Origin of the sequence: Niallia sp. FSL R7-0271 (assembly GCF_038005785.1) — a bacterium.
In the GTDB taxonomy this organism is placed as follows: domain Bacteria; phylum Bacillota; class Bacilli; order Bacillales; family Cytobacillaceae; genus Niallia.
Genome location: NZ_JBBOTZ010000001.1, coordinates 3,062,488 through 3,085,233 on the forward strand (window position 1 = coordinate 3,062,488; position 22,746 = coordinate 3,085,233).

A 22,746-nucleotide genomic window follows, 5' to 3' on the forward strand; every position below is an offset into this window, starting at 1 on the left:
ATAATTTTTTTATAAATTAATTTGTGTTTGCCTTCGTAAAAACGAGCATCTTCGTTCCAATAAAGTTGAAGACTGTTCCTATCGCTGTTACTAAAAATTTGCTCAACAGCAAATTTAAGCCCTGCTTTGTATATAAAAAATCGAGCAATATCAATGTTAACGATAATGTGGCAGCATTGACCGCAAGGAAACGAATAAACTCCTTCATGCTTGCCTTATCTTTTTGTTTAAATGTCCATGTTCTGTTTACAAAGTAACTGTTTAATAGTCCACATGAATAGGAAAGTATTTGCGATAGAAGATAATTTGCTCCAACGCTAGTCAAAAGCGCATAAACAACAAAGTCAATGATTGTATTTAACGAACCAACAATTCCGAACTTTAAAAAAACAAGCCACTTCCTAGTCATTTCATCACATATGATTTCGCCGCTGATTCATGCTGGTAAATGTCTTTCACAATATAAAGCGGTCTGTCTTTTGCTTCGTCATAAATACGGCCAATATATTCACCGATTACACCAAGCATCATAAGCGTAATTCCACTAAAGAATAGCTGAATGACAATAATAGAAGACCAGCCAGTAACAGTAGTTGTTGTAAACAGTTTTTGATAAAGCACAATCAGCATGTAAACAAATCCAATCACCGACAAGGAAGCACCTAAATAATTGGCCAGCTTTAATGGTTTATAAGAGAAAGACGTTATTCCGTCCAAAGATAATTTAAGCATTCTTTTTAAAGGATATTTTGTTTCACCAGCAAATCTCTCATCTCTTTCATATTCAACAGCACTCTGTTTAAAGCCAACCCAACTGACAAGCCCTCTGACAAAGCGGTTTTTTTCATGAATATTCTTCATTTGATTACACACCTTGCGGTCAATTAATCGGAAATCTCCTGTATCAATCGGTATTTCAATTTCTGTCATTGCCCTTAATGTCCTGTAAAAGGCCGAGGCTGTCTGTTTCTTAAAAAAGGTCTCTCCTTTTCTGGCAGTACGCTTCGCGTAGACGACATCATAGCCTTCTTTCCATTTTTGAATCATTTCTAGAATAAGCTCAGGAGGATCCTGAAGATCTGCATCAATTATGACAATAGCATCTCCTAACGCATAATCCATTCCAGCAGTTATGGCGATTTGGTGGCCGAAGTTTCTGGAGAAATCAACGATTTTAATCCTGTTGTCCTGCTCACTTAAATTCAATAATATTTCTACAGACCGGTCTCTGCTTCCGTCATTGATAAACAATAGCTCATAATTTCCATCTGCATTCTTCATCACTGTCTTAATCCGCTCATACGTATGTTCAATGACTTCCTCCTCATTAAACACGGGAATTACAATCGAATATTTTACTTTCTCGTTCGTCATGAAAATCACTCATCCTTTCTAGTAGCTCGTGACGTTTCGTTCGTCACTTCCGAATGGAATAGCCTGATTTTAGCGAACAATTCTTAATTAATCCTTAACTTATTAACAATATTTAGAAATACAAAAAAGGCTCTATGCATGCTGTTTTGCATGCATAGAGCCTTACTTTTCTAAATAACCTCAGGTAAGATAAAATAATTTCTTAATTTACTGTCGACATGTGCTTGCCAATGGTCTAAAGAAACACCAAGCTCATTAAGGAGCTTATAAGCATTCACCCATGCGCTCATTTCTGCGTTTACTCTGTACGACCAATCATTTAACCATTTATCATAATCTAAATCGCCATTCACATAATCCATTACATGGCCAATCTCGTGTGCAAGTGCATATGTATTCTCCAATGTAATTAAGAATGGAACTGTAATATACATATTAGCATTAAAGCTGATTTTCTTGTCCGCGTCATAAACGACCTTACAGCCGAGCTGTTCTGCCTTCGAAACTACTTCCATGAATTTATCTGTTGTAATCATGTATTTAATCATATCCCCTTTTTTGTAAGCTATCTAAAAACGTATATGTCTATATTATCGGTTTTATAAGTGCTGATTAGTATTACCAAACTTTTCCTCGGCAAAAAATCCGACAAAAATGTTTATATGAAGTGAAATCGGCTATATAACCAATGTACAATTTAATAACTAAAATTTCTAAGGAGTGATAATCATGGCAAACAACAACAAAATGAGTCGAGAAGAAGCAGGTAAAAAAGGTGGACAAGCAACTTCTAAAAATCACGATAAGGAATTTTACCAAGAAATTGGACAAAAAGGCGGAGAAGCCACTTCCAAGAATCATGATAAGGAATTCTATCAAGAAATCGGGAAAAAGGGCGGAGAAGCTACTTCTGATAATCATGATAAAGAATTCTATCAAGAAATCGGGAAAAAAGGCGGAGAAGCTACTTCCGATAATCATGATAAAGAATTCTATCAAGAAATCGGCAAAAAAGGCGGAGAAGCCACTTCCGAAAATCATGATAAAGAATTTTACCAAGAAATTGGCCGTAAAGGCGGCAACTCCACTAACAATAACAACAACTAATATTAAAAGTATATCAAATTTAAAAAGAAGAAGAAACCCAAATGCCCAATCGCATTTGGGTTTCTTCTTTATACGGGATAAACCGTTTTATGATCTGCAGTTACTTGCACTTTGTCGGAATCTACTATTTTGATGCTGGCATCTGAAGAATAATACCAAGTTTTTTCGTTTTTTCCAACGATAAATAAATTTAATTCCTCTTTGAAGGCAATCAAGTTCTCAAGCTCTTCTTTATTTGCAGCTGCCGTAATGACCCAGTTATCCCCTTGGGGCAGAACCGAGTAATCCTCTGTCTGCAGAAACAGCCTGCTGCCAATAGCATGTCTGATCATCAGCATCTTATTCCCCTCCCGGCAAATCAATCAGCATAAAGAAACAGTCTTTTGAAGCTGCTAACTGTAACTCAGAAACATCCGTGATACGGGCTGATTCTTGTTTTCCAAGCAGATGTTCATTGTTAAGAAGAACTCTGCCTTCTATCACATACACAAGAATTCTCCTGCCATCTTCCTGGCTGAACTCAAGACTTTTCCCCTGCTCAAGCTTTGATAAATAAATCGTCGCATCTTGATGAATCATCGCCACACCTTCACTTGCTGTTGGAGCAACTACTGGCAATAAGTTATTAGATAATTTACTCACATCATATATTACATCTTCATAGGAAGGAGGCAGCTGTTTCGTCTCAGGAAAGAACCAAAGCTGCAGAAATCTGCCTGGTTCTGTTGTGGATGGATTCACTTCAGAATGAAGAATTCCTGTTCCAGCCGTCATGCGCTGCACCTGTCCAAATTCGATAACTCCACTGTTTCCTAAGCTGTCCTCATGTTTCAATTGTCCATCAATGGCGATAGAAACAACCTCAGCCTCTCTGTGCGGATGGATACCGAACCCTTTATCCGGCTGAATGGTATCATCATTTAATACACGCATAGGGCCAAAATTAACATTCTCCGGGTCGTAATAATTACCAAAGGAAAAGCTGAAATGACTTTCTACCCAGTCATTGCTTGCAGAATGACCATCTGCTTTCGTAAATATTTTAATCATCCTTAACACCTCTTTATTTTATTGTGTTAAACCAAGCAGCTGCAGCATCAACTTCTGTTCGCGTCAATTGATGGCCATAATTCTCCCAATGAACCGTAACATTTGCTCCTGCTCCTTCTAAAAGAGTTGTCAGTTCCTCTGATTCACTTCGAGGGCAGATTGGGTCATTTGTGCCCGCTGAAATAAAGACAGGCACATCAGTAAGTTCAGGCAATGCGATACCTCTTAACGGCACCATCGGGTGATGCAAAATCGCTCCCTTCAAGCCTTTGGCGTAATGAAACAAAATGCTTGCTGCGATATTTGCACCATTTGAATAACCTATTGCAATAATATTGCGACGATCAAAGCCGTACTGTTCTGCGCTGCTGTCTAAAAAGTCATGCAGCTCCTTTGTACGCTCCTTTAGGTCTTCAATATCAAAAACGCCTTCAGCTAGTCGGCGGAAGAACCGAGGCATTCCGTTCTCCAACACATTCCCTCGTACACTGAGCACAGATGATTGTGGACTAATCAGCTCTGCCAGTGGCAATAAATCATTCTCCGTTCCTCCAGTTCCATGCAATAGTAATAAGGTTGGCAACTGTTCATTTGTTCCTTTTTTAAAAATATGCTTCATCTTCGTCTCCTAGTCATGAGGCTTAATAAGCCCTGCTTTATTTTGGTCTGTTGATTGTAAACATTTCACCCAGCTTGCTATAATCATTTCCCGCAAGCCTGCTGACAGGCTTTAAAAGCTTCGGATCGATTCTTCCATTTTCATATAATTGATCTTCAATATGGAAGCAAACAGCACGGCCCAGTATTAAATCGCAAGTAGGTATCCCATTATCATCCTTAATCTCTACAATTCCCTCTAATTTACACTCAATCCGGACTTTCGCTTCCTTAATTCCAGGCACTGAAATAACAGAACTTTCAGCAACCGACAGTCCAGCAAGTTCTATCTCACTTTCGTCCGGCGGAAGATTTGCAGCAGTTTCATTAATTGCTGCAATATTATCCTCGTCACAAACATGGATGACAAATTCGCTGTACTCCTTAATATTTTTAGCTGTATCTTTTTCATTACCGCCATTTCTTTGAACTGCAACAGATAAGATTGGAGGATTGGAAGATACGATATTAAAGAAGCTGAACGGTGCACCATTAATAACACCGCCGCTTCCTTTAGAAGTAACAAACGCGATTGGTCTCGGAATAATGCTGCCGATAAAGAACTTATACACCTCTTTCGCAGAAAGCGTGCTTGGATCAATTGTTAACATGCTATTCCTCCATTCATGGCAAACTTCGCCGGTAAAATTTTTATACAAGCTATTTTATCTTGAATTCGAGATAATCATACTATTATTAATTACTGTCTGTCAAGAATGAGTCCTTGCTTCTAGTAAAAATAAAGAAAATTACTCTATTTTTTCCTATTATAGTTTGCTATCATTAATTTGTATAATTTTTACTCTGTTTCCATTAGAAAAACTACTCATTTAGACCTAATTTAATAACTTTTACCTATTACAATTAAACTATATTTTAGATAAAATAAGGTATAATCTTAGAGTCTAGCAAATTAGCTTCTATTGTAAAAAGAGAGAGGGAAATAGTGTGGGTATATTAAATGAAGGAGAGTTTATTGAAACAGTATATTTTAAAGGCTTGCAGCTTTCATTAATTGCAGCAGGTGACGGAACGGAAGTTATTCACCATAAACTGCAGCCAGGTTCTAGCTGGGCGATGGGTCCAGAAGAGGGCTGGGAAGGACTGGAGTATTTTTTTATTGTTTCTGGCAAACTAGTATATCAAAGAGATGAAGTATCTATCGAGCTTATACCCGGACAGTCCTTTTTTGAGAGCCCAATCAAGGAATATACTATTTTCCATGCTAAAGAAGAAACAGAGTTTATTTATGTGACAAGTCAGCCAGTGTTTCACCACTATAGCCAACTTTCTAAAGACTTATTAGAGCTGACTATTTCTATAGAAGAAAAAGACGGGTACACAAGAGATCATTGTGAGAGAATTAAGGACTATTCGATGCTCGTTGGTGAAGTGCTTGATCTTAACACAAAACAAATTGCCCGCCTAAACCTTGCTTCCTTTTTTCATGATCTTGGCAAAGTTAAAGTACCTTTAAATATATTGCAAAAACCTAGTAAACTCACAGATGATGAATGGGAAATCATGAAACTACATACAACTTTTGGTCGTGAGCTGTTAGAAGAAACGAGAATTCCATTACTAGGCGAAATAGGTTTAATAGTTGAACAGCATCATGAAAGGTATGACGGTAAAGGATATCCTAAGGGTTTAAAGGGTGACGAAATTACAGTTGAAGCAGCTATAATTGCTGTCGTTGACTCCTTTGATGCAATGACAACAGATAGGGTCTATAAAAAAGGCAAATCAAAAAAGGAAGCCTTTGAGGAAATTCTAAAAAACAGAGGTACAATGTATCATCCACAAGTAGTTGATGCTTTTATAGCATTACAAGATAAAATAGAAAACTATTAACATGAGGGAGAGACTATTATGAAAAAACTAGTTTGGAGCTTATTGGCTGTCATTTTAATCGTTTCCTTGCAAGTAAAGCCTGCAGAAGCAGCTTATTTGCCAGAATACGATAAATATGTAGAAGTAACCTATGATCAAGCAAGACAAATTGCTGACTTATTAGGGATGAAGAATATTCCTCTTGGTGAACAAACTGCTAAGATTACTTTTGATGTTCAGGAAAAGGTTATTGCTAAAATCGAAAAAATTATCGGTAAAGAAATTGACCATTATTATATCTGGCTAACTGTAGATGGACAACCTGTACTTGGAATTGATCCGCCTATAATACTGGCTTAATCAGAAACAAAAAGGACTTCGGAAACCCCGAAGCCCTTTTTTATTTATTTCTAAACAAAATGATAAATTAGCTTAACCCATCCAAAAAAGGAAATCCACAGTGGTACGCTCAATAAGATGCCCCATTTCAATCCATTAAAAAAATTCGCTTGTTCTTCCATGCCATCCACCCCTTATCAGTAAGTGAGACCAGAGTTAATGATTAGCTTATATCCATTATATACGAAAACGCTTTCATTATGTCTGTATTTATTATTAATATGACCCATTTTTTTATTAAATAAACATCTTTACCTACTTGAAACTTGTAATGGTGCTTCTTACCAAATATATCGTCCTAGCGATTTCTGTTATTTATAGGACTATATACTTATTATTTAAAAACTTTTATTTTTTCTATTCTTTTAAATGAGGGGTCTGAATTAATAACTAATATTTTTTATTTTTTAATGGTTTGTTCATTATTTATTCATAATTACCAAGTAGAATAAATTTATGTTAAGAGTTTCCCCTCTTAAAATATATTTTTTTGGTCCGGCTATTTAAGCCGGATCTTTTTTTGTTTGCAGACAAGAAAAAAACGAACATCGTTAACATGTTCGTTTCTCTATAGAGTCATTTCGTTGCTTCAATTGTTGTATATGAAAAACTGCTGAAGTCGAATAAGCCTTTATCTGTTAATTTCAATGTAGGAATGACAGATAATGATAGGAAGGATAATGTCAGGAATGGATTAAAGTTGCTTGATCCTCCTAATTGCTTCACTTGTTCATTAAGTGTGTTCATTTGGTCATACAGTGTTTCATAGCTTTGGTCTGAGATAAGGCCAGCTATCGGCAATGGCAAGGCTGCGATTAATTGTCCTTCTGCTATTGCTGTTATGCCTCCATTAATATTTTTCAACTCTTCTATCGCAAGCTGGATATCTTCATCATTTGTTCCAACTGCGACAATATTGTGAGAATCATGGGATATGGTTGTTGCAATCGCTCCTTTTTTGAAACCAAATCCCTTTACAATGCCCCGCCCAATATTGCCAGTCCGATGATGTCTCTCCACAACAACCAGTTTTAGCAAATCCTGCTCGACAGATGGCTGAAAAATACCATTTTCCACACTAACCTTTTCTATCAAATGCTCTGTTACAATGCTGTTAGGAATAATGCCAATAACATTGCAAATATCTGATTGGAGCGGCAATTGTAGCTCACTAGTATTAAATGGAGCATAATTCAAGCCAGGCAGGCTGGTATCTTCATAGCCCTGTTTCTTAAACTGCTCTGTTTTCAGCTTGCCGTTTTCCACAATACACTTGCCTTCTTTATATACATGCTCTATCGTAAGCTCCTCCAGGCTGTCTACAATCAGGAAGTCTGCCTTATAGCCTGGTGACACTGCACCGATTCTATCTTGCTTATAACATTCAGCCGTATTAATCGTAGCCATTTGAATGGCTGTGATTGGGTCCAGTCCTTCTTTTATTGCTAAACGAATACAATGGTCAACACTGCCCTCATGCAAAAGATCGTCAATCAGCTTATCATCTGTTACAAAAAGACATCTGCGTGCATTTCTTTCTGTCACAACAGGCAGCAATGCTTTTAAGTCTTTAGCAACTGTTCCTTCCCTAATCATTAAATAAAGACCTAAATCCAGTCTGTCTTTCCCTTCCTGCTCTGTTGTAGCTTCATGATCATTGCGAATTCCTGCAGCACTGTAAACATTTAGGCTCTCACGCTCAATGCCGGCAGCATGGCCATCTATTACCCCGTTATTCTCTTTTGTCAGAATAAGCTTTTTGACCATATCTGCACTGGTGTTTTGGACAGACGGAAAGTCCATTACCTCTGCTAGGCCTAAAACACGCTCATGTTTAAAAAAAGGAGCCAGATCATCAGCGTACAGTGCTGCACCATTACTGTCATTCGGCACGGCTGGCACACAGGAGGGCAGCATGACACGAATATCAAGTGGCAATCCTTCCGACTGGTCAAGCATGTATTGAATTCCCTTTGTCCCGGCAACATTCGCTATTTCATGTGGGTCAGTTATCGCTGTTGTAACACCATGGAGCATGAGGACCTTTGCAAATTCCTGCGGTGCGAGCATGCTGCTTTCAATATGAACATGACCGTCTATCAGTCCAGGAATGATGAATTTTCCTTTTGCATCTATTGTTTGCTTTCCTTCATACTGGCCTATCCCGGCAATAGTATCATCAGATACAGCTAGATCACCCTTCATCAGTTCTCCAGTAAACACATTGACTATAGATGCATGCTTAATAACTAAGTCTGCCTTTTCCCGTTTTGCTGCTATTCTCAATCTTTTTTCAAATTTGCTGCTCATGTGCATTTTCCCCCTTATTTCTTTTTGGTAGTTTCACTTTGCTAAATTTTTGCAAATGCTTTTGTACGTTAAGTTCCATAATTAAAATGATTTACGGGAAATATATAGAAATCGTATGGAAGAGTAAATGCACGAAGATTTAGTTCCAATCAAGCAAATGGAGAATTGGCATTTCATGCCTTTTTGAAATTATTTTTACTATTGTATTATAGTTCGCAACAAGATTCAATTTCTTTTTGAAGTACCCCTGCACAAAAATATAATTTCATATTGTTATATTTTTTAACATTTTACGATTCATATAAAATAAATTATGGTATTATATTTACGAAAAGATAATAATAAAGGTTTTTTCAATTACATAGTGTCTAATTACGAAAGGAGAAATAAAGATGATCTATAAAGAACTCATCATCGCGATGGGCCGGTCTGGATTATTAGGATTTGGAGGTGGTCCTTCTGTTATACCGCTTATTCGCTATGAAGCAGTAAATAAATTCAAGTGGCTTGATAATGAAGAGTTTGGGGAAATATTGGCGATTGCTAATACTTTGCCTGGACCAATCGCTACAAAAATGGCCGCCTATTTAGGCTACCGCCAAAAAGGTATTTCAGGAGCTATCGTTTCTGTGCTCGCCCATATTCTGCCGACATGCCTGGCAATGGTTGTGCTAATTTCCTTTATTAACGTTGTCAGCCATTCTGCTGTCATCACAAGCATGGTGTCTGCTGTTATTCCTGTTATTGCAGTAATGCTTGGCATGATGGCCTATGAGTTTGCAGAAAAAGCAGTCAAAGGCTTAGGTATCTATGTTGGTGCAGCACTAACACTGTTATGTCTGTTCCTGCTTCAATACATTTCCCTTCACCCAGCTATTGTTGTATTAATCTTCTTGATTTACGGAGCATTTCATTTCAATCTTAAAGATCGTATTCTACATAAAAAAGAAAGAGGCATGTAAACATGGTATTAATCAGCATCTTTTTAAGCTTTTTGTTATCAAATATATTTGGATATGGCGGCGGTCCTGCCTCTATTCCACTCATGTATGAAGAGATTGTTAACCGGTACAATTGGCTGTCAAATGCGGAGTTTTCCAATATGCTCGCACTTGGAAACGCCCTGCCTGGTCCAATCGCTACAAAAATTGCTGCTTATGTCGGGTTTGGCATCGGTGGCTGGTGGGGCTTTATTGCTGCACTGGCAGCGACGGTCATTCCATCTGCTGCAGCGCTCATTTTCCTTGCCAATGTGATGAGCAAGCACCGCGATTCGAAAATAGTGAAAGGGATGACACTGTTGGTTCAGCCTGTTATTGCCGCATTGATGATAATCCTTACTTTTGAAATGCTGCAAGACTCCTATATTTCATTAGGCTGGATTCAAACAGCAGCAATCGCTGTAATCGCATTTGCCTTACTGCAAAAATTCAAAGTTCACCCAGCTTTTGTAATCATTCTTGCCTTCCTTTATGGTGGTCTTGTTGTTCCACATCTAAACAGTTAAAAGGAGAAAGGAACATATCTTATGACAAATGGACATGATCTTGCACCTAACAAACTAGATCAGATTGATCATTTAATCTTGTCTTTATTGCATGATAACGGCAGGATTTCCTACACCGATATCGGCAAAGAAGTCGGGATCTCAAGGGTAGCTGTACAGATGCGGATTAATGCAATGATCGAAAATGGCATTATTGAAAAGTTCACGGCTGTAATAAATCCAGAAAAAATCGGCAAAACAGTTTCTGCTTTCTTCAATATTGATGTAGAACCGAAGCATCTCGAAGAAGTAGCCAAACTATTAGCAGACAATGCTGCTGTAGGCAGTCTCTATCATATGACTGGCCCCAGTAAACTGCATATGCACGGATTATTTGCTGATAATCAGGAAATGGAGCTATTCCTTACAGACAAGCTATATGCTATCGAAGGTGTCGTCAGCGTAGATTGCCAAATATTAATTAAAAGATACAAGAGCAGAATGGGAATGAAGCTGTAGCTTGCAGATTATCTCCATACAAAAAAGCAGGGATACATTCTCCCTGCTTTTATTTTTTTTCCTCATTTAAATTAAGAAAATCCCAAACCTCAGCCCAGCTATGAACCCTGTCATAAGAAAGATCTTTATTGTATGATTGATCTTTTACTAACAAGTGAACTCCTGTTTGTGCCAGTGTGTTTAGCACCGCTGGCTTATCATCCATATAGAAATCAAGGTCCAGGCTTGAAATAACATCGATTTTTTCATGATCAGCCATACCGCAGAAGAACTGCTCATCCTTAACTGGAAAGCCTTTAGTCTTCATCCATTCCTTCGTCCGTTCTGCAAATTCCTTATTACGTGCGGTAATATAATACACTTCATGTCCGCTATTTGTCAGCCTTTGCAGAAATTCAACTGCATTCGGATATGGCGGACAATCTGTGAAATAAATTTCTTCGCTTAAAGTGGTCCACATGTTCTTCCCTTCATCAGCATTAAGGCCAAAGGGCTCATGTATTTCCACGGTCTTCAGTGCATGAAAATAATCGAGATGCACTTCCTTTTGCAGTTTCTTATTATATAAATGAAAGGCATGCTCTCTTAAATTTATTAATGTATCATCAATGTCAAAACCGAACTTCATCTATTGCATCCTTCCAATTAATTACTAACGCCAATTGCCGTTGCTTTTGGAAAATGATCCTTAAAAGTAGATTCTCTGTAAAGCTGTTCTGCTTGGACTTTTTCTACCTCTGTTTTCCGAATTGCTTCGTAGGTCTCTAATAGCGCTGGTGATTCGTGATAGAGTAAAATTTGTTTCAGCACTTCTGCAAGTTTTTCTGCATCCTTTAAGGAACTGTTGAGTCCAAATGCGCCGGTTGGGCTCATTGTGTGGGCTGCATCGCCTAAGAGCACTACATTATTATTGATCCACGTGCTGCTTTTAGAGCTTTCCACCTTCAACAGGACAAAATCCTTCCATGCCTTAATATGAGTGCGGACAGTTTCCTCCAACTCAGGAAAAGCAGACAGAAGATTGTCGATAAAGTGCTCAAATGATCCTTTCCGGATTTTTGAGAAGCTTCCCTCCTCAATATTCCAGCCGATCTGAATATAACCTCCATATTGGGTAAACAGAGCAACCTGACTGCCGTTAACAAGAGCCATTTTAATCGCTGGCTCCCAGCCAGATGGAGCCGGAATTTTTGCCCACAGCAAATCATAACCATGCTTGATCGCTTCAACAGGAAAGCGCCCCTGCTTTCTTATCGTTGAAAACCTGCCGTCAGCACCGACAATTATCTTGCTGTTCACCGTTGTTTCTATGCCATTAATCCAGGCGACGACGCCTGAATACTCTCCTGTTTCATTCTGAATGAGCTCTTTCACAACACTGTCCATTTCCAGCCTGAAGGCAGCCTCTTTCGATGATTCCTCCAACAGCAGCTTCAATAAATGCTTTTGCGGAACATGAATGCCAGTATGGCCTGTTTCTGAATGGGGAAGTATTCTTTTAACCACTTTGCCGTCTGCAATATAATCAACATGAGTCATGCAGAGTATGCCTTTTTCCTTCAGCTTAGCAAAAAGACCTGCGTCTATGAGGACTTGTTCTCCTTCCTCATTTAAATGCTCTCCACGAAATTCTTTATCTACATCATGATGCCGCTCCAGCAGGATTGTGGAAACCCCGGCCTTGCTAAGCAAATAAGCAAGCATTGCACCGCCGGGACCTGCACCAACAATACAAACTTCTGCATTCAGAACTGTCATTTCCCCATCCTCTTCCCTTAAACTTTAGCAGGATATGCGTAGACTTTTAAGTCTTCGCCTACCTTCTCCACTGTTTCAAACCTTAGCTGAACAGCTTCATCTATCGTATCTACATCCTCGCCTCTAAATGGTGTAAAAGATGATTTTCCACCTAAGATTTTCGGCGCAATATAAACAATGTATTTTTGAATAAGTCTCTCTCTCATAAAGCTCGCATTTACTTCACTGCCGCCTTCGAGCAGAATATCTGTTACTCCTGCTTCATACAGCCTTTTCAATGCAGCTTGAAGGTCCATTTTCCCGTTTGTATATGGAACTTGAATAATTTGAACGCCCTTCTGTTTTAAACCTTCAGCCTTCTTGTCATCCTCGGCAAGACCAGTCAAAATAATCGTTTGTGCCTCAGAGCAATCTGCCACATTTGCATCGAGCGGTGTTCGCAGCTTGCTATCCAAAATAATCCTGATTGGATTTTTAGATGGTTGGTCTAATCGAGTCGTTAATTTCGGATTATCTGCTAATACTGTACCTACTCCAACTAGGATAGCATCTACCTCATTGCGAAGGTAATGCACTTCCTTCCGAGCCTCTTCCCCTGTAATCCATTGGCTGTGCCCTGTATAGGCAGCGATTTTTCCGTCTAAAGTCATCGCAACCTTTGATACAACAAATGGAGTTTGAGTAATCATATTATGCATAAAACGCTCATTGAGTTTTTTTGCTTCTTCCTCAAGCACACCAACTTCTACTTCGATCCCCGCTTCTTTTATGATGCCAATCCCCTTACCAGCAACATGAGGATTCGGATCTTGAGCTGCCACTACAACTCTTTTCACTCCAGAATCTTTGACTAAATTCGCACATGGCGGTGTTTTTCCATAGTGGGAGCAAGGCTCCAGCGTAACATATAGTGTAGCCCCTTTAGCATGTTCTCCTGCCATATTAAATGCATGTACCTCTGCATGCGGTTCTCCAGCCTTTCTGTGCAAACCGGAGCCTACTATGACGCCATCCTTCACTAATACCGCACCAACTACTGGGTTTGGATTTGTTTTTCCCTTCGCTGTTTCTGCAAGGTCCAATGCCATTTTCATAAAATCATGATCATTTCTCATCATCGTTTACTCCTCAAATTGTCACAATCTCTTCTTGCAATGGTATATGTCCAGATTTCTGCACTTTCGTGTCCAAATACTTCTCGTTGAACGCTGATCTGTCTCCCCATAACGGAACATTCTCACTTGCAGTTAATCCAATCTTCTTCAATGCTTCCAGCTTTTTAGGATTGTTCGTAATTAGTTTAACAGGCTTTGTGCGCAATGCTTGCAGGACACTGATCGGCTCTTCATAGCTTCTTGTGTCATCAGCAAAATCAAGAGCATGGTTTGCCTCTACTGTATCCAATCCTTCCTGCTGCAGCAAATAAGCTAATGACTTTGTGAACAGACCAATTCCTCTGCCTTCATGGTTGGCAAGGTAAAAGAGGGCACCACTGCCGTGTTCAACAATCATCTTCATTGACTGATGCAGCTGGAATCCGCAGTCACAGCGCTTGCTACCGAAAATATCACCTGTATGACAAATGCTGTGCATGCGGATAAGCGTATCTTCTGTCTGCTCAAAATCGCCGTATACTAAAACCGATGATTGCTGCAAGTCTGCAAGATGCATCGAAGGCAAGCTGTTTAACAGCTCCTCTTTTGACTGCTGCTCTTCTATTGGCAGCCATGTGTACCATTGGAAAGTTACAACTTGATCTTCAAGCTGAACAGGCAGCTTGACTGGCCCGACAAGGCATATTTTTTTATCTTCCTTAAACGGAATCATTTTCATTTTATCTTGAAGAAGATCAATCACTTCTTTTTTCATATTTAAGTCTCCTTTAAATTTCATCTATCTTAATTTGTTCCAATCAAATATTTTTATCAAACCACTTACTATATGTAAGTAAGTATATATATATAAGAAAATAGCGTCAAGTAATTAATTTACCCATTTTTCTTTAGCATTACCTTACATGAGCAATAAGTGATAATTATTATCATATCGGAAGATAGGTATTTGTACAAATAACTAATTTTACTGGTTCCCAAGACAAATTATTAGCTTTTTTTTTACATATTTTAAGTTGTGTGGTTTAATAGTAAAATCTCTATAAGAGTTTATTTCGCTAAAAAATAACTATTTTCAACTCTTCCTTATAAAAAAATAGGAGGCGCTTCCATTGAAAGAGAAAGAAAAAAAGATCATAGACTCTGCGCTGAAACTTTTCGCGCAAAAAGGATATTCCTCCACTTCCATTCAAGAAATAGCAAATGATTGCGGAATATCTAAAGGTGCTTTCTATATATATTTCAAGTCAAAGGATTCTTTATTATTTGCCATTCTTGATTATTATTACAAGGAATTAGTACAGCTTTTTGACAGCATTAGGCTAGAAGACATCACTGCAAAAGAAAAGCTGGTCGAACAGACAGCAGCTTTTTTTGAACATGCTTTGAAGCATAAGGATTTCATTATTATGCAAACCCGTGAGCAGGCGATTCCCCTTAATGATTCCATCAAGCATTTAATTATGCAGATGCAAACAGATATCAGAGAGTTTTCTCTAGCATATCTGCTCGAATTATATGGAGAAAAAACGAGCCGCTTTCATTTAGATTTGCAAATCATGTACGAAGGGTTGCTGCAGTCCTTCTTAAGACTTCTTCTTCATGATCAGATTGACAGGAATGCTAAAGATGTTTCCGAATATTTATGGAGAAGAATGGACTCCATTGCAGCAGGTATTATGGAAGAGAAGCCAATATTCACTGAAGCGAATCTTTACAAATTAATGCATAAGCCAAAAATCGATTTTATGGCAGATGCTACAGAAAAATCCCTGGATATCCTTAATCAAATTCGCAAGCTTACAGAAAGCTATCCTAACAAGGAAACGATTGAAGTTACCCTTGATGTTCTAGAGTCAGAAATCAAAACAGATGCCCCAAGAAGTCCAATTATTCAAGGTATGCTTTCCAATCTTGAAGGACATGAAGAATTGCAGGACTGGATTGAAAAAATTAAAAGGCATTATCAAATAACCTCACATAAGTGAACATATAAAAATCTTTCATTTCATTATGAAAGGTTTTTTATATGTCCATAATGGTTTTATACACATGATGATGAGGTGAAATATATTGCCGAATACCGTACTAACCGCTTTTCTGCGCCTGCCTATCAGTGTGAGGATTTTGTCAATCGCAGCAAGTATTATCCTATTTTTTGGATTAATCATCACCATAGTGGAGCCAAAAACCTTTCCGACTTTTTTTGAGGGGGTTTGGTGGGCTATTATCACAGCCTCCACTGTTGGTTATGGTGATTACGCTCCAAGCACCATTGTAGGAAGAATTGCCGGCATGCTGCTCATATTGACTGGTGCAGGGTTTTTATCGACTTATTTAGTAACTTTGGCAACAGCAGCAGTCGCCAGACAAAATGCCTTTATAGAAGGGAAATCAACTTTCAGAGGACATAGTCATATCGTGATTATCGGCTGGAATGAGCGTTCGAAGGCATTGATTAATACAATCATCAAGGATGGGAAGAGATCACTACTCACTCTTATTGATGAATCGCTCCCAAAAAACCCGCTGCCAGAATCGCTTCATTTTATCCAAGGCAATCCAAATATTGATGAAACACTCCTGCGGGCAAATATCTCACAGGCTAACAAGGTAATCATCACCTCTGACCAAAGCAAAGATGAAATGAACGCCGATATGAATTCGATTTTGACACTGCTTGCAATAAAAGGACTGAATCCAGAGGTTCCTTGCATCATTGAGATATTGACTGCTGAGCAAGTGACTAATGCACACAGAGCAGGTGCAGATGAGATTATTCAAACCAATCGCCTGTCGAGCTTTGTCATGCACAGCAGTCTCAATTCGCAAGAAACAATGATTGCCTTTCTCGATTTACTGGGGAACTTCAAGGACAAGAGATTGCAAATTGTTTCTTTGGGCGAATGGAAAAACGACGAGCAGCTGAATTTTGCTGCCCTCAGTTCGTATCTTCTTTTAGAGGACAAACTCTTGTTAGGAGTTAAAAGAGGCAGCCAATCCTACATTAAACCTGGTGCCTCCTTTATAGTAGAAGAAAAGGATGAGCTGATCTTGATTGCCGGCTCATAAATGCATAAAAAAACAGCGCTTGCCATATTTAGCGCTGTTTTTTTGTTTATTAATATTAGTTGTTTAAATAGGTTTTACATGCTTCCATACATTGCAAGCAAACTTCAGCACAATACTGACAATGCTTATGGTCATGTTTTTGGCATTCCTGTGCACAATCCTCACAAACTTGCATACAGATTTTAGCAAGTTCTTTAGCATATGGAGATTGACGGATAATAGCCTGTTCTAGATATCCACAGAATTCCAAGCATTCTCGGTCTGTTCGTATGCAGTCTATCATCATGCTTGATTTATCTTCAGCGAGACATTCATTCAGGCAATGATTGCAGACTATCATACATTCTTGCAATGCCCTTACTAATGTTTGTTCTTGTTCTACTAGCATAGTATCCCTCCTTAACACTTATGTAACCTAGTAGTTATTTATCCTTAAATCTCCTCCTAAAAACATGAAATGATAGATTTATAAAATGAGAAAGGGCAATCCATTTCGGATTGCCCTTTTTTACTCTTATTTCAAACGGCTTTCAAGTTCCGCTTTTTTCTCTTCAAAACCTGGTTTACCAAGCAATGCAAACATGTTAACTTTATAAGCTTCTACTCCCGGCTGATCAAATGGATTTACACCAAGAAGGTATCCGCTGATAGCGCAAGCTTTCTCGAAGAAATACACTAAGTAACCGAAAGTATATTCATCCATTTCAGGAATTGTCACAATCAGATTCGGCACACCGCCGTCTGTATGTGCAAGAAGCGTACCTTCAAATGCTTTGTTGTTTACAAAGTCAACTGTTTTGCCAGCAAGATAGTTCAAGCCGTCAAGATCGTTTTCTTCTGCTTCAATTGTTAATTCATGACGAGGCTTGTCCACTTTAACAACTGTTTCGAAAATATCGCGACGTCCTTCTTGAACATATTGCCCTAATGAGTGCAAGTCAGTTGAGAAGTTAGCGGAAGATGGATAAATACCTTTTTGGTCTTTTCCTTCGCTCTCGCCGAAAAGCTGCTTCCACCATTCAGAGAAGTATTGAAGTCCTGGCTCATAGTTGATAAGCATTTCAATTGTTTTGCCTTTATTGTAAAGCACGTTGCGAACTGCAGCATATTGGTATGCAGCATTTTCACTAAGTTCAGATGAGCTGAAGTCTTCACGAGCAGCTGCTGCACCTTTCATCATTGCTTCAATGTCTGCACCGCTTACAGCGATTGGAAGCAAGCCTACTGCTGTAAGAACAGAGTAACGACCGCCGACATCATCAGGAATAACAAAAGTTTCAAAGCCTTCTTCAGTAGCAAGTGTTTTTAGTGCACCGCGCGCTTTATCAGTTGTTGCATAAATTCTTGATTTAGCTTCTTCTGCTCCGTATTTTTGTTCCAAAAGCTTGCGGAAAATACGGAATGCGATAGCAGGCTCTGTTGTTGTGCCTGATTTAGAGATAACATTGATTGAGAAATCTTTGTCACCTAAGAAATCGATAACATCGCTCATATATGTTGAGCTGATGTCTTTACCGATAAAGATGATTTGCGGAGTTTTTCTTTTATCCTTAGACAAAGCATTGTGGAAGCTGTGGTTCAGCATCTCGATTGCTGCACGTGCTCCAAGATAAGATCCGCCGATTCCGATAACAAGCAATACTTCAGAATCGTTTTGGATTTTTTGTGATGCTTTTAAGATACGGGAAAATTCTTCTTTATCGTAATCAACAGGAAGATCAATCCAGCCTAAAAAGTCGCTTCCAGCTCCTGTTTTTTCATGTAGGGAATGATGAGCCACTTTAACTGCATCAGATAGGTATGTAATTTCATGTTCTCCAAAAAAGCTTAATGCCTTTGAGTAATCAAAACGAACGTGTGTCATGAATGATCCTCCATTATATTTATTTTTGTATCCTCTTTCACTTTATCGAAAGTGTCCAAACTAATCAAGAATGAGATTGTTTTGAAAGCGGATACAACTTGAGTTTTTTTCGGTTATTCTTCTTTTAGTCACTATTACCTACTAAGTCCCAACTATTAACATAGCTGGGACTTAGTAATTTTTTTATAATAAACTCTGCTTACAAGGAAGCTTTGTAAATGGAGCGAACATCATCCGCCTTCAATAAATTGAAGCGTCCGAATTCTCCTCTTGCCATTGCTCTGTCCACCATCAGCTCAAGCTTGCTGTCATCAATATCATAGTCTGCCAGCCTTGAAGGTGCTCCGATGCTGTTCCAGAATTCTCTAAGCTTCTCAATGCCTTCCAATCCAGCTTCTTCATCTGTTTTACCTTCTGGATCAACCCCAAATACCCGAACAGCAAGCTGCTTGAATCTTGAAGGTTTTACACTTAAGTTATGCTTCATCCAGTTAGGGAATAGAATAGCAAGTCCCCCTCCGTGCGGAATGTCATAAACTGCTGATACAGCATGCTCAATATTGTGAGTTGCCCAGTCTCCCTGGTAGCCCATGTTAAGCATTCCGTTTAATGCCATTGTACCGGAGTACAGGATTGTGGAACGATATTCATAATTCTCTAAGTCGTTAACAAGTTTTGAACCTGTTTCCATTACTGTCTTAAGCAAGGACTCACACATATAGTCTTGGAATTGTGTATTTTCTTCCAAATGGAAATAATGCTCAAGTACATGAGACATCATGTCTACAATTCCATAAATTGTCTGATTTTTAGGTACTGTGTATGTATTCTCTGGATCGAGGATAGAGAAAACAGGGAATGTAAGTGGGCTTCCCCAGCCGTATTTTTCTTGCGTTTCCCAATTAGTAATAACAGAGCCTGAATTCATTTCAGAGCCTGTAGCTGCTAATGTTAATACAGTTCCAAATGGTACAGCATCACTTGGTATTGCTTTTCTTGTTACGATATCCCAAGGATCACCGTCATATTTTGCTCCGACAGAAATTGCTTTCGTGCAATCGATGACACTTCCTCCACCTACTGCTAAAAGGAAATCAATTCCCTCTGTCTTACAGATATCCACACCTCTTTGAACTGTAGTTAAGCGAGGGTTTGGTTCAACTCCTGAAAGTTCAAACACTTCTTTATTATTTTCTTTTAAAAGCTCAATAACTTGATCGTATAAACCGCTGCGTTTAATACTACCTCCACCATATACAAGAAGGACTTTATTTCCGTATGGAGCCAGTTGATCTGCAAGCTGGGATAGTTGGCCTTTCCCAAAGATCAGTTTTGTCGGGTTATAGAATGTAAAATTATTCATGTTCCCTTTTCCTCCTATTATAAATATTAATGCTCCTTTTGCTTCCCAATACTAGAAACCAGCAGGAGGACACTATTTATTATTTACTAAAGTAATTCGAAAATCAAAAGATAAGAACTGGATTTTTTTATAGTTGCTTACCAAACTTTATAATGCCCCAAAAAAGGAAAAAATGCAGACAAAGAAATGCATAAATATATTCTCTTTGCATCATGATAATAGGGAATCCAATACAAGGAGGAAACAATCATGAGTGGTATTCAAAGAACAGCTTTAGTGTTAACGATTATTGGAGCAATAAATTGGGGACTAATTGGATTTTTTCAATTTGATTTAGTAGCAGCAATCTTTGGCGGTCAAGAATCAGCATTATCCAGAATCATTTACGGATTAGTTGGGATTGCCGGTTTGATTAACTTAGGATTGTTGTTTAAACCAAGTGCCGAAGTTTCTCGTGAACCTGAACCAAGATCTGCTAAATAAGATTTTTCAATAAAAAAAAGCAGGATGCTTATGGCATCCTGCTTCTTTTATTATTTCTTAATTAGGTCATTGCGGTTAGACTGGTCAATCCACTCTTGCAATTTGTCTTTAAGCGTATTGAAACCTTGGCTGCTGTCTGCATCTACTTTAACTGGTGCAGCTTGGCGTTTAGCACGAGGCTTTTTAGCTTTTTCAGCATCAGCAGGTGCTGCTGGCGCTTCTTCTGTAGCGCGGATAGACAAGCCGATTTTTCCAGCATTATCATCAACAGAAAGAACCTTAACTTTTACTTCGTCGCCTACTTTAAGAAATTCATTAATATCTTTAACATAGCCGTGTGTTACTTCTGAAATATGAACAAGGCCTTGCAAGTTTTCGTCTAAAGAAACGAAAGCGCCGTATGGCTGAATGCCTGTTACCTTTCCTGTAATTATGCTTCCAACTTCGATTTTATCTGACATGAGAACACTCCTAGTTTTTATATTCATTTTTCCTTTAATATGCATTATAAAATTATATCACAAAACAGACCTTAATACAAAAGTATTTATTATTATCTCTGAATTGTGCTTTGTCAGTTAAAGTTTTTGCAAATTTTTTAAATAAATGCTGACTGATTTTTTCCAAACGAAAGGACCGTTTTAAAAACGGTCCTTGTTTACTTACTGTATCTTTCTGTAAAAGCCTTCATTCTCTTTAAAGCTTCTTGCAGCTGTTCTAAGGAAGATGCATAAGAACAGCGGATATGGCCTTCCCCGCTCTCGCCAAACACATTTCCCGGCACAACCGCTACCTTTTCTTCCATCAGCAGCTTTTCAGCGAATTGTTCTGATGTCAGCCCAGTTGATGTAATATCAGGGAATGCATAAAAAGCTCCACCTGGAATATGACAAGTCAGCCCCATTTCGTTTAATGACTGTACAACGAAATTACGTCTTCTTCGATAGCTCTTCTTCATTTCCTCGACATCGTTGCTGCCTGATCTCAACGCTTCAAGTCCGGCAAATTGCGCCATTGTCGGAGCACACATTAAGCTGTATTGATGGATTTTAAGCATAGCCTGCGTCAATTCTTCCGGTGCGCAAACAAAACCAAGTCTCCAGCCCGTCATCGCGAACCCTTTTGAGAATCCGGATATGAGCAATGTTCTCTCCCACATGCCGTTTAGGGCGCTCATACTTGTATATTCCTCGTCATAGCACAGCTCTGCATATATCTCATCAGAAATTATAAGCAGGTCATGCTTCTTAGCAACGTCTGCGATTGCTGCTAATTCTGCTGCAGACAATAGGGAGCCTGTCGGATTGCTCGGGGAGCATATCATGATTGCTTTTGTCTTATCTGTAATCACTTCCTCCAGCTGCTCTGGCAGAACCTTGAACTCATGTTCTTTTAACGTCTGAACAGGTACCGGCACACCGCCTGCAAGTGTAACTAGCGGTGCATACGCAACAAAACAAGGTTCAAGCACGATCACTTCCTCATCTGGATTTAGAATCGCCCGCAACGCAATATCAATCGCCTGGCTCGCACCAACTGTTACAATAATCTCTGAATTCGGATTATAAGCGACCTGGAATCTTCTGTTCATGTAAGACGATATTTCCTCGCGCAGCTCAAGCATTCCTGGATTTGCCGTATAGGAAGTATAGCCTTGCTCTAAGGAAAGAATAGCAGCTTCCCTTGCTGACCATGATGTAACAAAGTCAGGTTCACCGACTCCAAGTGAGATGACCCCTTCCATATTGGAAGCCAAATCAAAAAATCGTCTTATCCCGGAAGGCTTCATTTCTGCTACTTTGTCGGCGATATAGCTTTTCGTTTGATTCATCACGGTGACACCACTATCCTTTTATCATCATTATTCGGTTCAAAAATTGTTCCATCATGTTTATACTGCTTTAGAATAAAATGGGTTGTTGTGGAAAGAACAGAATCCAAAGTGGACAGCTTTTCCGAAACAAATCTTGCCACATCATTCATCGATTTCCCTTCAATAATCACAGACAGATCATATGTCCCTGACATTAAATACAGCGATTTCACTTCTTGGAAACGATAAATTCTTTGGGCTACTTCATCAAATCCAACTCCCCGTTTTGGAGTTACTTTAACATCAATCATTGCTGTAACGCCTTCATGTCCTTCAACCTTTGACCAGTCAACAATACTTGTATAGCGGACAACTACTTTCAAATCTTCAAGCTTTGCGACAATTTCTTTCGTTGTCTGAAGGTCCTCTTCAATCATTTTAGCTATGTCTTCATCTGTAATACGGGCGTTTTTTTCTAAAATTTCTGCCACTTCAATTTCTTTTTCCGTCAACTTCATCTTTATCCCTCCAGATTATACAGTACTT

At 38.8% G+C, this 22,746-nt stretch carries 27 protein-coding genes; 9 read left to right on the top strand and 18 right to left on the bottom strand.

Going from position 1 to position 22,746, the window contains the following annotated elements; translation table 11 throughout:
* Positions 1 to 16 precede the first annotated feature (16 nt).
* The 3 genes from MKX82_RS15685 to MKX82_RS15695 form a co-directional block, all read right to left on the bottom strand.
* Entirely contained in the window at positions 17 to 409 is a 393-nt protein-coding gene (locus MKX82_RS15685; protein WP_341078287.1) for a GtrA family protein, read from the bottom strand.
* Positions 406 to 1,374 (bottom strand): glycosyltransferase family 2 protein, encoded by a 969-nt coding sequence (locus tag MKX82_RS15690; protein ID WP_237941832.1) that lies wholly within the window; start codon positions 1,372 to 1,374, stop codon positions 406 to 408. Before MKX82_RS15690 ends, MKX82_RS15685 begins: the two co-directional genes overlap by 4 nt.
* 170 nt (positions 1,375 to 1,544) lie before the next feature.
* Positions 1,545 to 1,922 carry a hypothetical protein gene (locus tag MKX82_RS15695; RefSeq protein WP_341078292.1) on the bottom strand — a complete coding sequence of 126 codons (378 nt, stop codon included), beginning with the start codon at positions 1,920 to 1,922 and terminating at the stop codon, positions 1,545 to 1,547.
* 181 nt (positions 1,923 to 2,103) lie between these two features.
* On the opposite strand from MKX82_RS15695, the gene gsiB reads away from it, so the two are divergent.
* Positions 2,104 to 2,481, top strand: coding sequence for a KGG domain-containing protein (gene gsiB, locus MKX82_RS15700; RefSeq protein WP_237941833.1), 378 nt, complete (start codon positions 2,104 to 2,106; stop codon positions 2,479 to 2,481).
* A gap of 68 nt (positions 2,482 to 2,549) precedes the next feature.
* Here the strand turns inward: gsiB and MKX82_RS15705 are convergent, their stop codons facing one another.
* Genes MKX82_RS15705 through MKX82_RS15720 form a run of 4 tightly spaced genes read right to left on the bottom strand, consistent with a single transcriptional unit; the run spans position 2,550 to position 4,799 of the window.
* Positions 2,550 to 2,819 carry a hypothetical protein gene (locus MKX82_RS15705; RefSeq protein WP_233316441.1) on the bottom strand — a complete coding sequence of 90 codons (270 nt, stop codon included), beginning with the start codon at positions 2,817 to 2,819 and terminating at the stop codon, positions 2,550 to 2,552.
* 1 nt (position 2,820) lies between these two features.
* Positions 2,821 to 3,531 (bottom strand): pirin family protein, encoded by a 711-nt coding sequence (locus MKX82_RS15710; protein ID WP_233316442.1) that lies wholly within the window; start codon positions 3,529 to 3,531, stop codon positions 2,821 to 2,823.
* 13 nt (positions 3,532 to 3,544) lie between these two features.
* Entirely contained in the window at positions 3,545 to 4,150 is a 606-nt protein-coding gene (locus tag MKX82_RS15715; protein WP_237941834.1) for an alpha/beta hydrolase, read from the bottom strand.
* Positions 4,151 to 4,187: 37 nt separating this feature from the next.
* The gene (locus MKX82_RS15720; protein WP_237941835.1) at positions 4,188 to 4,799 is read right to left on the bottom strand and encodes a flavin reductase family protein; all 612 of its coding nucleotides are present in this window, start codon (positions 4,797 to 4,799) and stop codon (positions 4,188 to 4,190) included.
* Positions 4,800 to 5,136: 337 nt separating this feature from the next.
* Between MKX82_RS15720 and MKX82_RS15725 the strand changes: the two genes are divergently transcribed.
* A complete protein-coding gene (locus MKX82_RS15725; protein ID WP_233316445.1) occupies positions 5,137 to 6,042 on the top strand; it encodes an HD-GYP domain-containing protein in 906 nt (301 codons plus the stop codon).
* An 18-nt stretch (positions 6,043 to 6,060) separates the two neighbouring features.
* Positions 6,061 to 6,381 (top strand): 8-amino-7-oxononanoate synthase, encoded by a 321-nt coding sequence (locus MKX82_RS15730; RefSeq protein WP_233316446.1) that lies wholly within the window; start codon positions 6,061 to 6,063, stop codon positions 6,379 to 6,381.
* Between the two features lie 615 nt (positions 6,382 to 6,996).
* Here MKX82_RS15730 and ade read toward each other — a convergent pair.
* Positions 6,997 to 8,730 (bottom strand): adenine deaminase, encoded by a 1,734-nt coding sequence (gene ade, locus MKX82_RS15735; protein ID WP_325169585.1) that lies wholly within the window; start codon positions 8,728 to 8,730, stop codon positions 6,997 to 6,999.
* Positions 8,731 to 9,122: 392 nt separating this feature from the next.
* Between ade and MKX82_RS15740 the strand changes: the two genes are divergently transcribed.
* From MKX82_RS15740 to MKX82_RS15750, 3 genes are read left to right on the top strand one after another with little or no spacing between them, the layout of a single operon-like run.
* Positions 9,123 to 9,692, top strand: a complete 570-nt coding sequence (locus tag MKX82_RS15740) for a chromate transporter (RefSeq protein WP_233316448.1) — start codon at positions 9,123 to 9,125, stop codon at positions 9,690 to 9,692.
* A 2-nt stretch (positions 9,693 to 9,694) separates the two neighbouring features.
* A complete protein-coding gene (locus MKX82_RS15745) occupies positions 9,695 to 10,237 on the top strand; it encodes a chromate transporter (RefSeq protein ID WP_233316449.1) in 543 nt (180 codons plus the stop codon).
* A gap of 21 nt (positions 10,238 to 10,258) precedes the next feature.
* Positions 10,259 to 10,735: an Lrp/AsnC family transcriptional regulator gene (locus MKX82_RS15750; protein ID WP_341078303.1), complete on the top strand. Its 477-nt coding sequence runs from the start codon at positions 10,259 to 10,261 to the stop codon at positions 10,733 to 10,735.
* Positions 10,736 to 10,784: 49 nt separating this feature from the next.
* On the opposite strand, the gene MKX82_RS15755 is transcribed toward MKX82_RS15750, so the two are convergent.
* From MKX82_RS15755 to MKX82_RS15770, 4 genes are read right to left on the bottom strand one after another with little or no spacing between them, the layout of a single operon-like run.
* Complete coding sequence (locus MKX82_RS15755) at positions 10,785 to 11,363, bottom strand: 5' nucleotidase, NT5C type (protein ID WP_237941838.1); 579 nt, start codon at positions 11,361 to 11,363, stop codon at positions 10,785 to 10,787.
* A gap of 17 nt (positions 11,364 to 11,380) precedes the next feature.
* The gene (locus MKX82_RS15760) at positions 11,381 to 12,493 is read right to left on the bottom strand and encodes an FAD-dependent monooxygenase (RefSeq protein ID WP_341078307.1); all 1,113 of its coding nucleotides are present in this window, start codon (positions 12,491 to 12,493) and stop codon (positions 11,381 to 11,383) included.
* Between the two features lie 17 nt (positions 12,494 to 12,510).
* Positions 12,511 to 13,608: a bifunctional diaminohydroxyphosphoribosylaminopyrimidine deaminase/5-amino-6-(5-phosphoribosylamino)uracil reductase RibD gene (gene ribD / locus MKX82_RS15765; protein ID WP_233316622.1), complete on the bottom strand. Its 1,098-nt coding sequence runs from the start codon at positions 13,606 to 13,608 to the stop codon at positions 12,511 to 12,513.
* A gap of 13 nt (positions 13,609 to 13,621) precedes the next feature.
* The gene (locus MKX82_RS15770) at positions 13,622 to 14,362 is read right to left on the bottom strand and encodes a GTP cyclohydrolase II (protein WP_233316453.1); all 741 of its coding nucleotides are present in this window, start codon (positions 14,360 to 14,362) and stop codon (positions 13,622 to 13,624) included.
* Between the two features lie 355 nt (positions 14,363 to 14,717).
* Here MKX82_RS15770 and MKX82_RS15775 point away from each other — a divergent pair, with 355 nt between their 5' ends.
* Together MKX82_RS15775 and MKX82_RS15780 are read left to right on the top strand one after the other, a co-directional pair.
* Complete coding sequence (locus MKX82_RS15775; protein ID WP_233316454.1) at positions 14,718 to 15,593, top strand: TetR/AcrR family transcriptional regulator; 876 nt, start codon at positions 14,718 to 14,720, stop codon at positions 15,591 to 15,593.
* Positions 15,594 to 15,678: 85 nt separating this feature from the next.
* A complete protein-coding gene (locus MKX82_RS15780) occupies positions 15,679 to 16,677 on the top strand; it encodes a potassium channel family protein (RefSeq protein WP_341078309.1) in 999 nt (332 codons plus the stop codon).
* Positions 16,678 to 16,732: 55 nt separating this feature from the next.
* Here the strand turns inward: MKX82_RS15780 and MKX82_RS15785 are convergent, their stop codons facing one another.
* The 3 genes from MKX82_RS15785 to MKX82_RS15795 all read right to left on the bottom strand — a co-directional run bounded on the left by MKX82_RS15785 (position 16,733) and on the right by MKX82_RS15795 (position 19,904).
* On the bottom strand, positions 16,733 to 17,065 hold the full coding sequence (locus MKX82_RS15785; protein ID WP_233316456.1) for a four-helix bundle copper-binding protein: 333 nt from the start codon (positions 17,063 to 17,065) through the stop codon (positions 16,733 to 16,735).
* Between the two features lie 126 nt (positions 17,066 to 17,191).
* The gene (locus MKX82_RS15790; protein WP_233316457.1) at positions 17,192 to 18,541 is read right to left on the bottom strand and encodes a glucose-6-phosphate isomerase; all 1,350 of its coding nucleotides are present in this window, start codon (positions 18,539 to 18,541) and stop codon (positions 17,192 to 17,194) included.
* A 199-nt stretch (positions 18,542 to 18,740) separates the two neighbouring features.
* A complete protein-coding gene (locus MKX82_RS15795; RefSeq protein WP_341078311.1) occupies positions 18,741 to 19,904 on the bottom strand; it encodes an iron-containing alcohol dehydrogenase in 1,164 nt (387 codons plus the stop codon).
* 249 nt (positions 19,905 to 20,153) lie between these two features.
* Here MKX82_RS15795 and MKX82_RS15800 point away from each other — a divergent pair, with 249 nt between their 5' ends.
* Positions 20,154 to 20,387 (top strand): DUF378 domain-containing protein, encoded by a 234-nt coding sequence (locus MKX82_RS15800; RefSeq protein WP_233316459.1) that lies wholly within the window; start codon positions 20,154 to 20,156, stop codon positions 20,385 to 20,387.
* Positions 20,388 to 20,437: 50 nt separating this feature from the next.
* Here the strand turns inward: MKX82_RS15800 and yugI are convergent, their stop codons facing one another.
* The 3 genes from yugI to MKX82_RS15815 form a co-directional block, all read right to left on the bottom strand.
* A complete protein-coding gene (gene yugI / locus MKX82_RS15805) occupies positions 20,438 to 20,848 on the bottom strand; it encodes a S1 domain-containing post-transcriptional regulator GSP13 (RefSeq protein ID WP_233316460.1) in 411 nt (136 codons plus the stop codon).
* 197 nt (positions 20,849 to 21,045) lie between these two features.
* Positions 21,046 to 22,218, bottom strand: coding sequence for an aminotransferase (locus MKX82_RS15810; RefSeq protein ID WP_233316461.1), 1,173 nt, complete (start codon positions 22,216 to 22,218; stop codon positions 21,046 to 21,048).
* Positions 22,218 to 22,718 carry an Lrp/AsnC family transcriptional regulator gene (locus tag MKX82_RS15815; protein ID WP_233316462.1) on the bottom strand — a complete coding sequence of 167 codons (501 nt, stop codon included), beginning with the start codon at positions 22,716 to 22,718 and terminating at the stop codon, positions 22,218 to 22,220. The genes MKX82_RS15810 and MKX82_RS15815 overlap by 1 nt, the downstream gene beginning before the upstream one ends.
* Positions 22,719 to 22,746 lie beyond the last annotated feature (28 nt).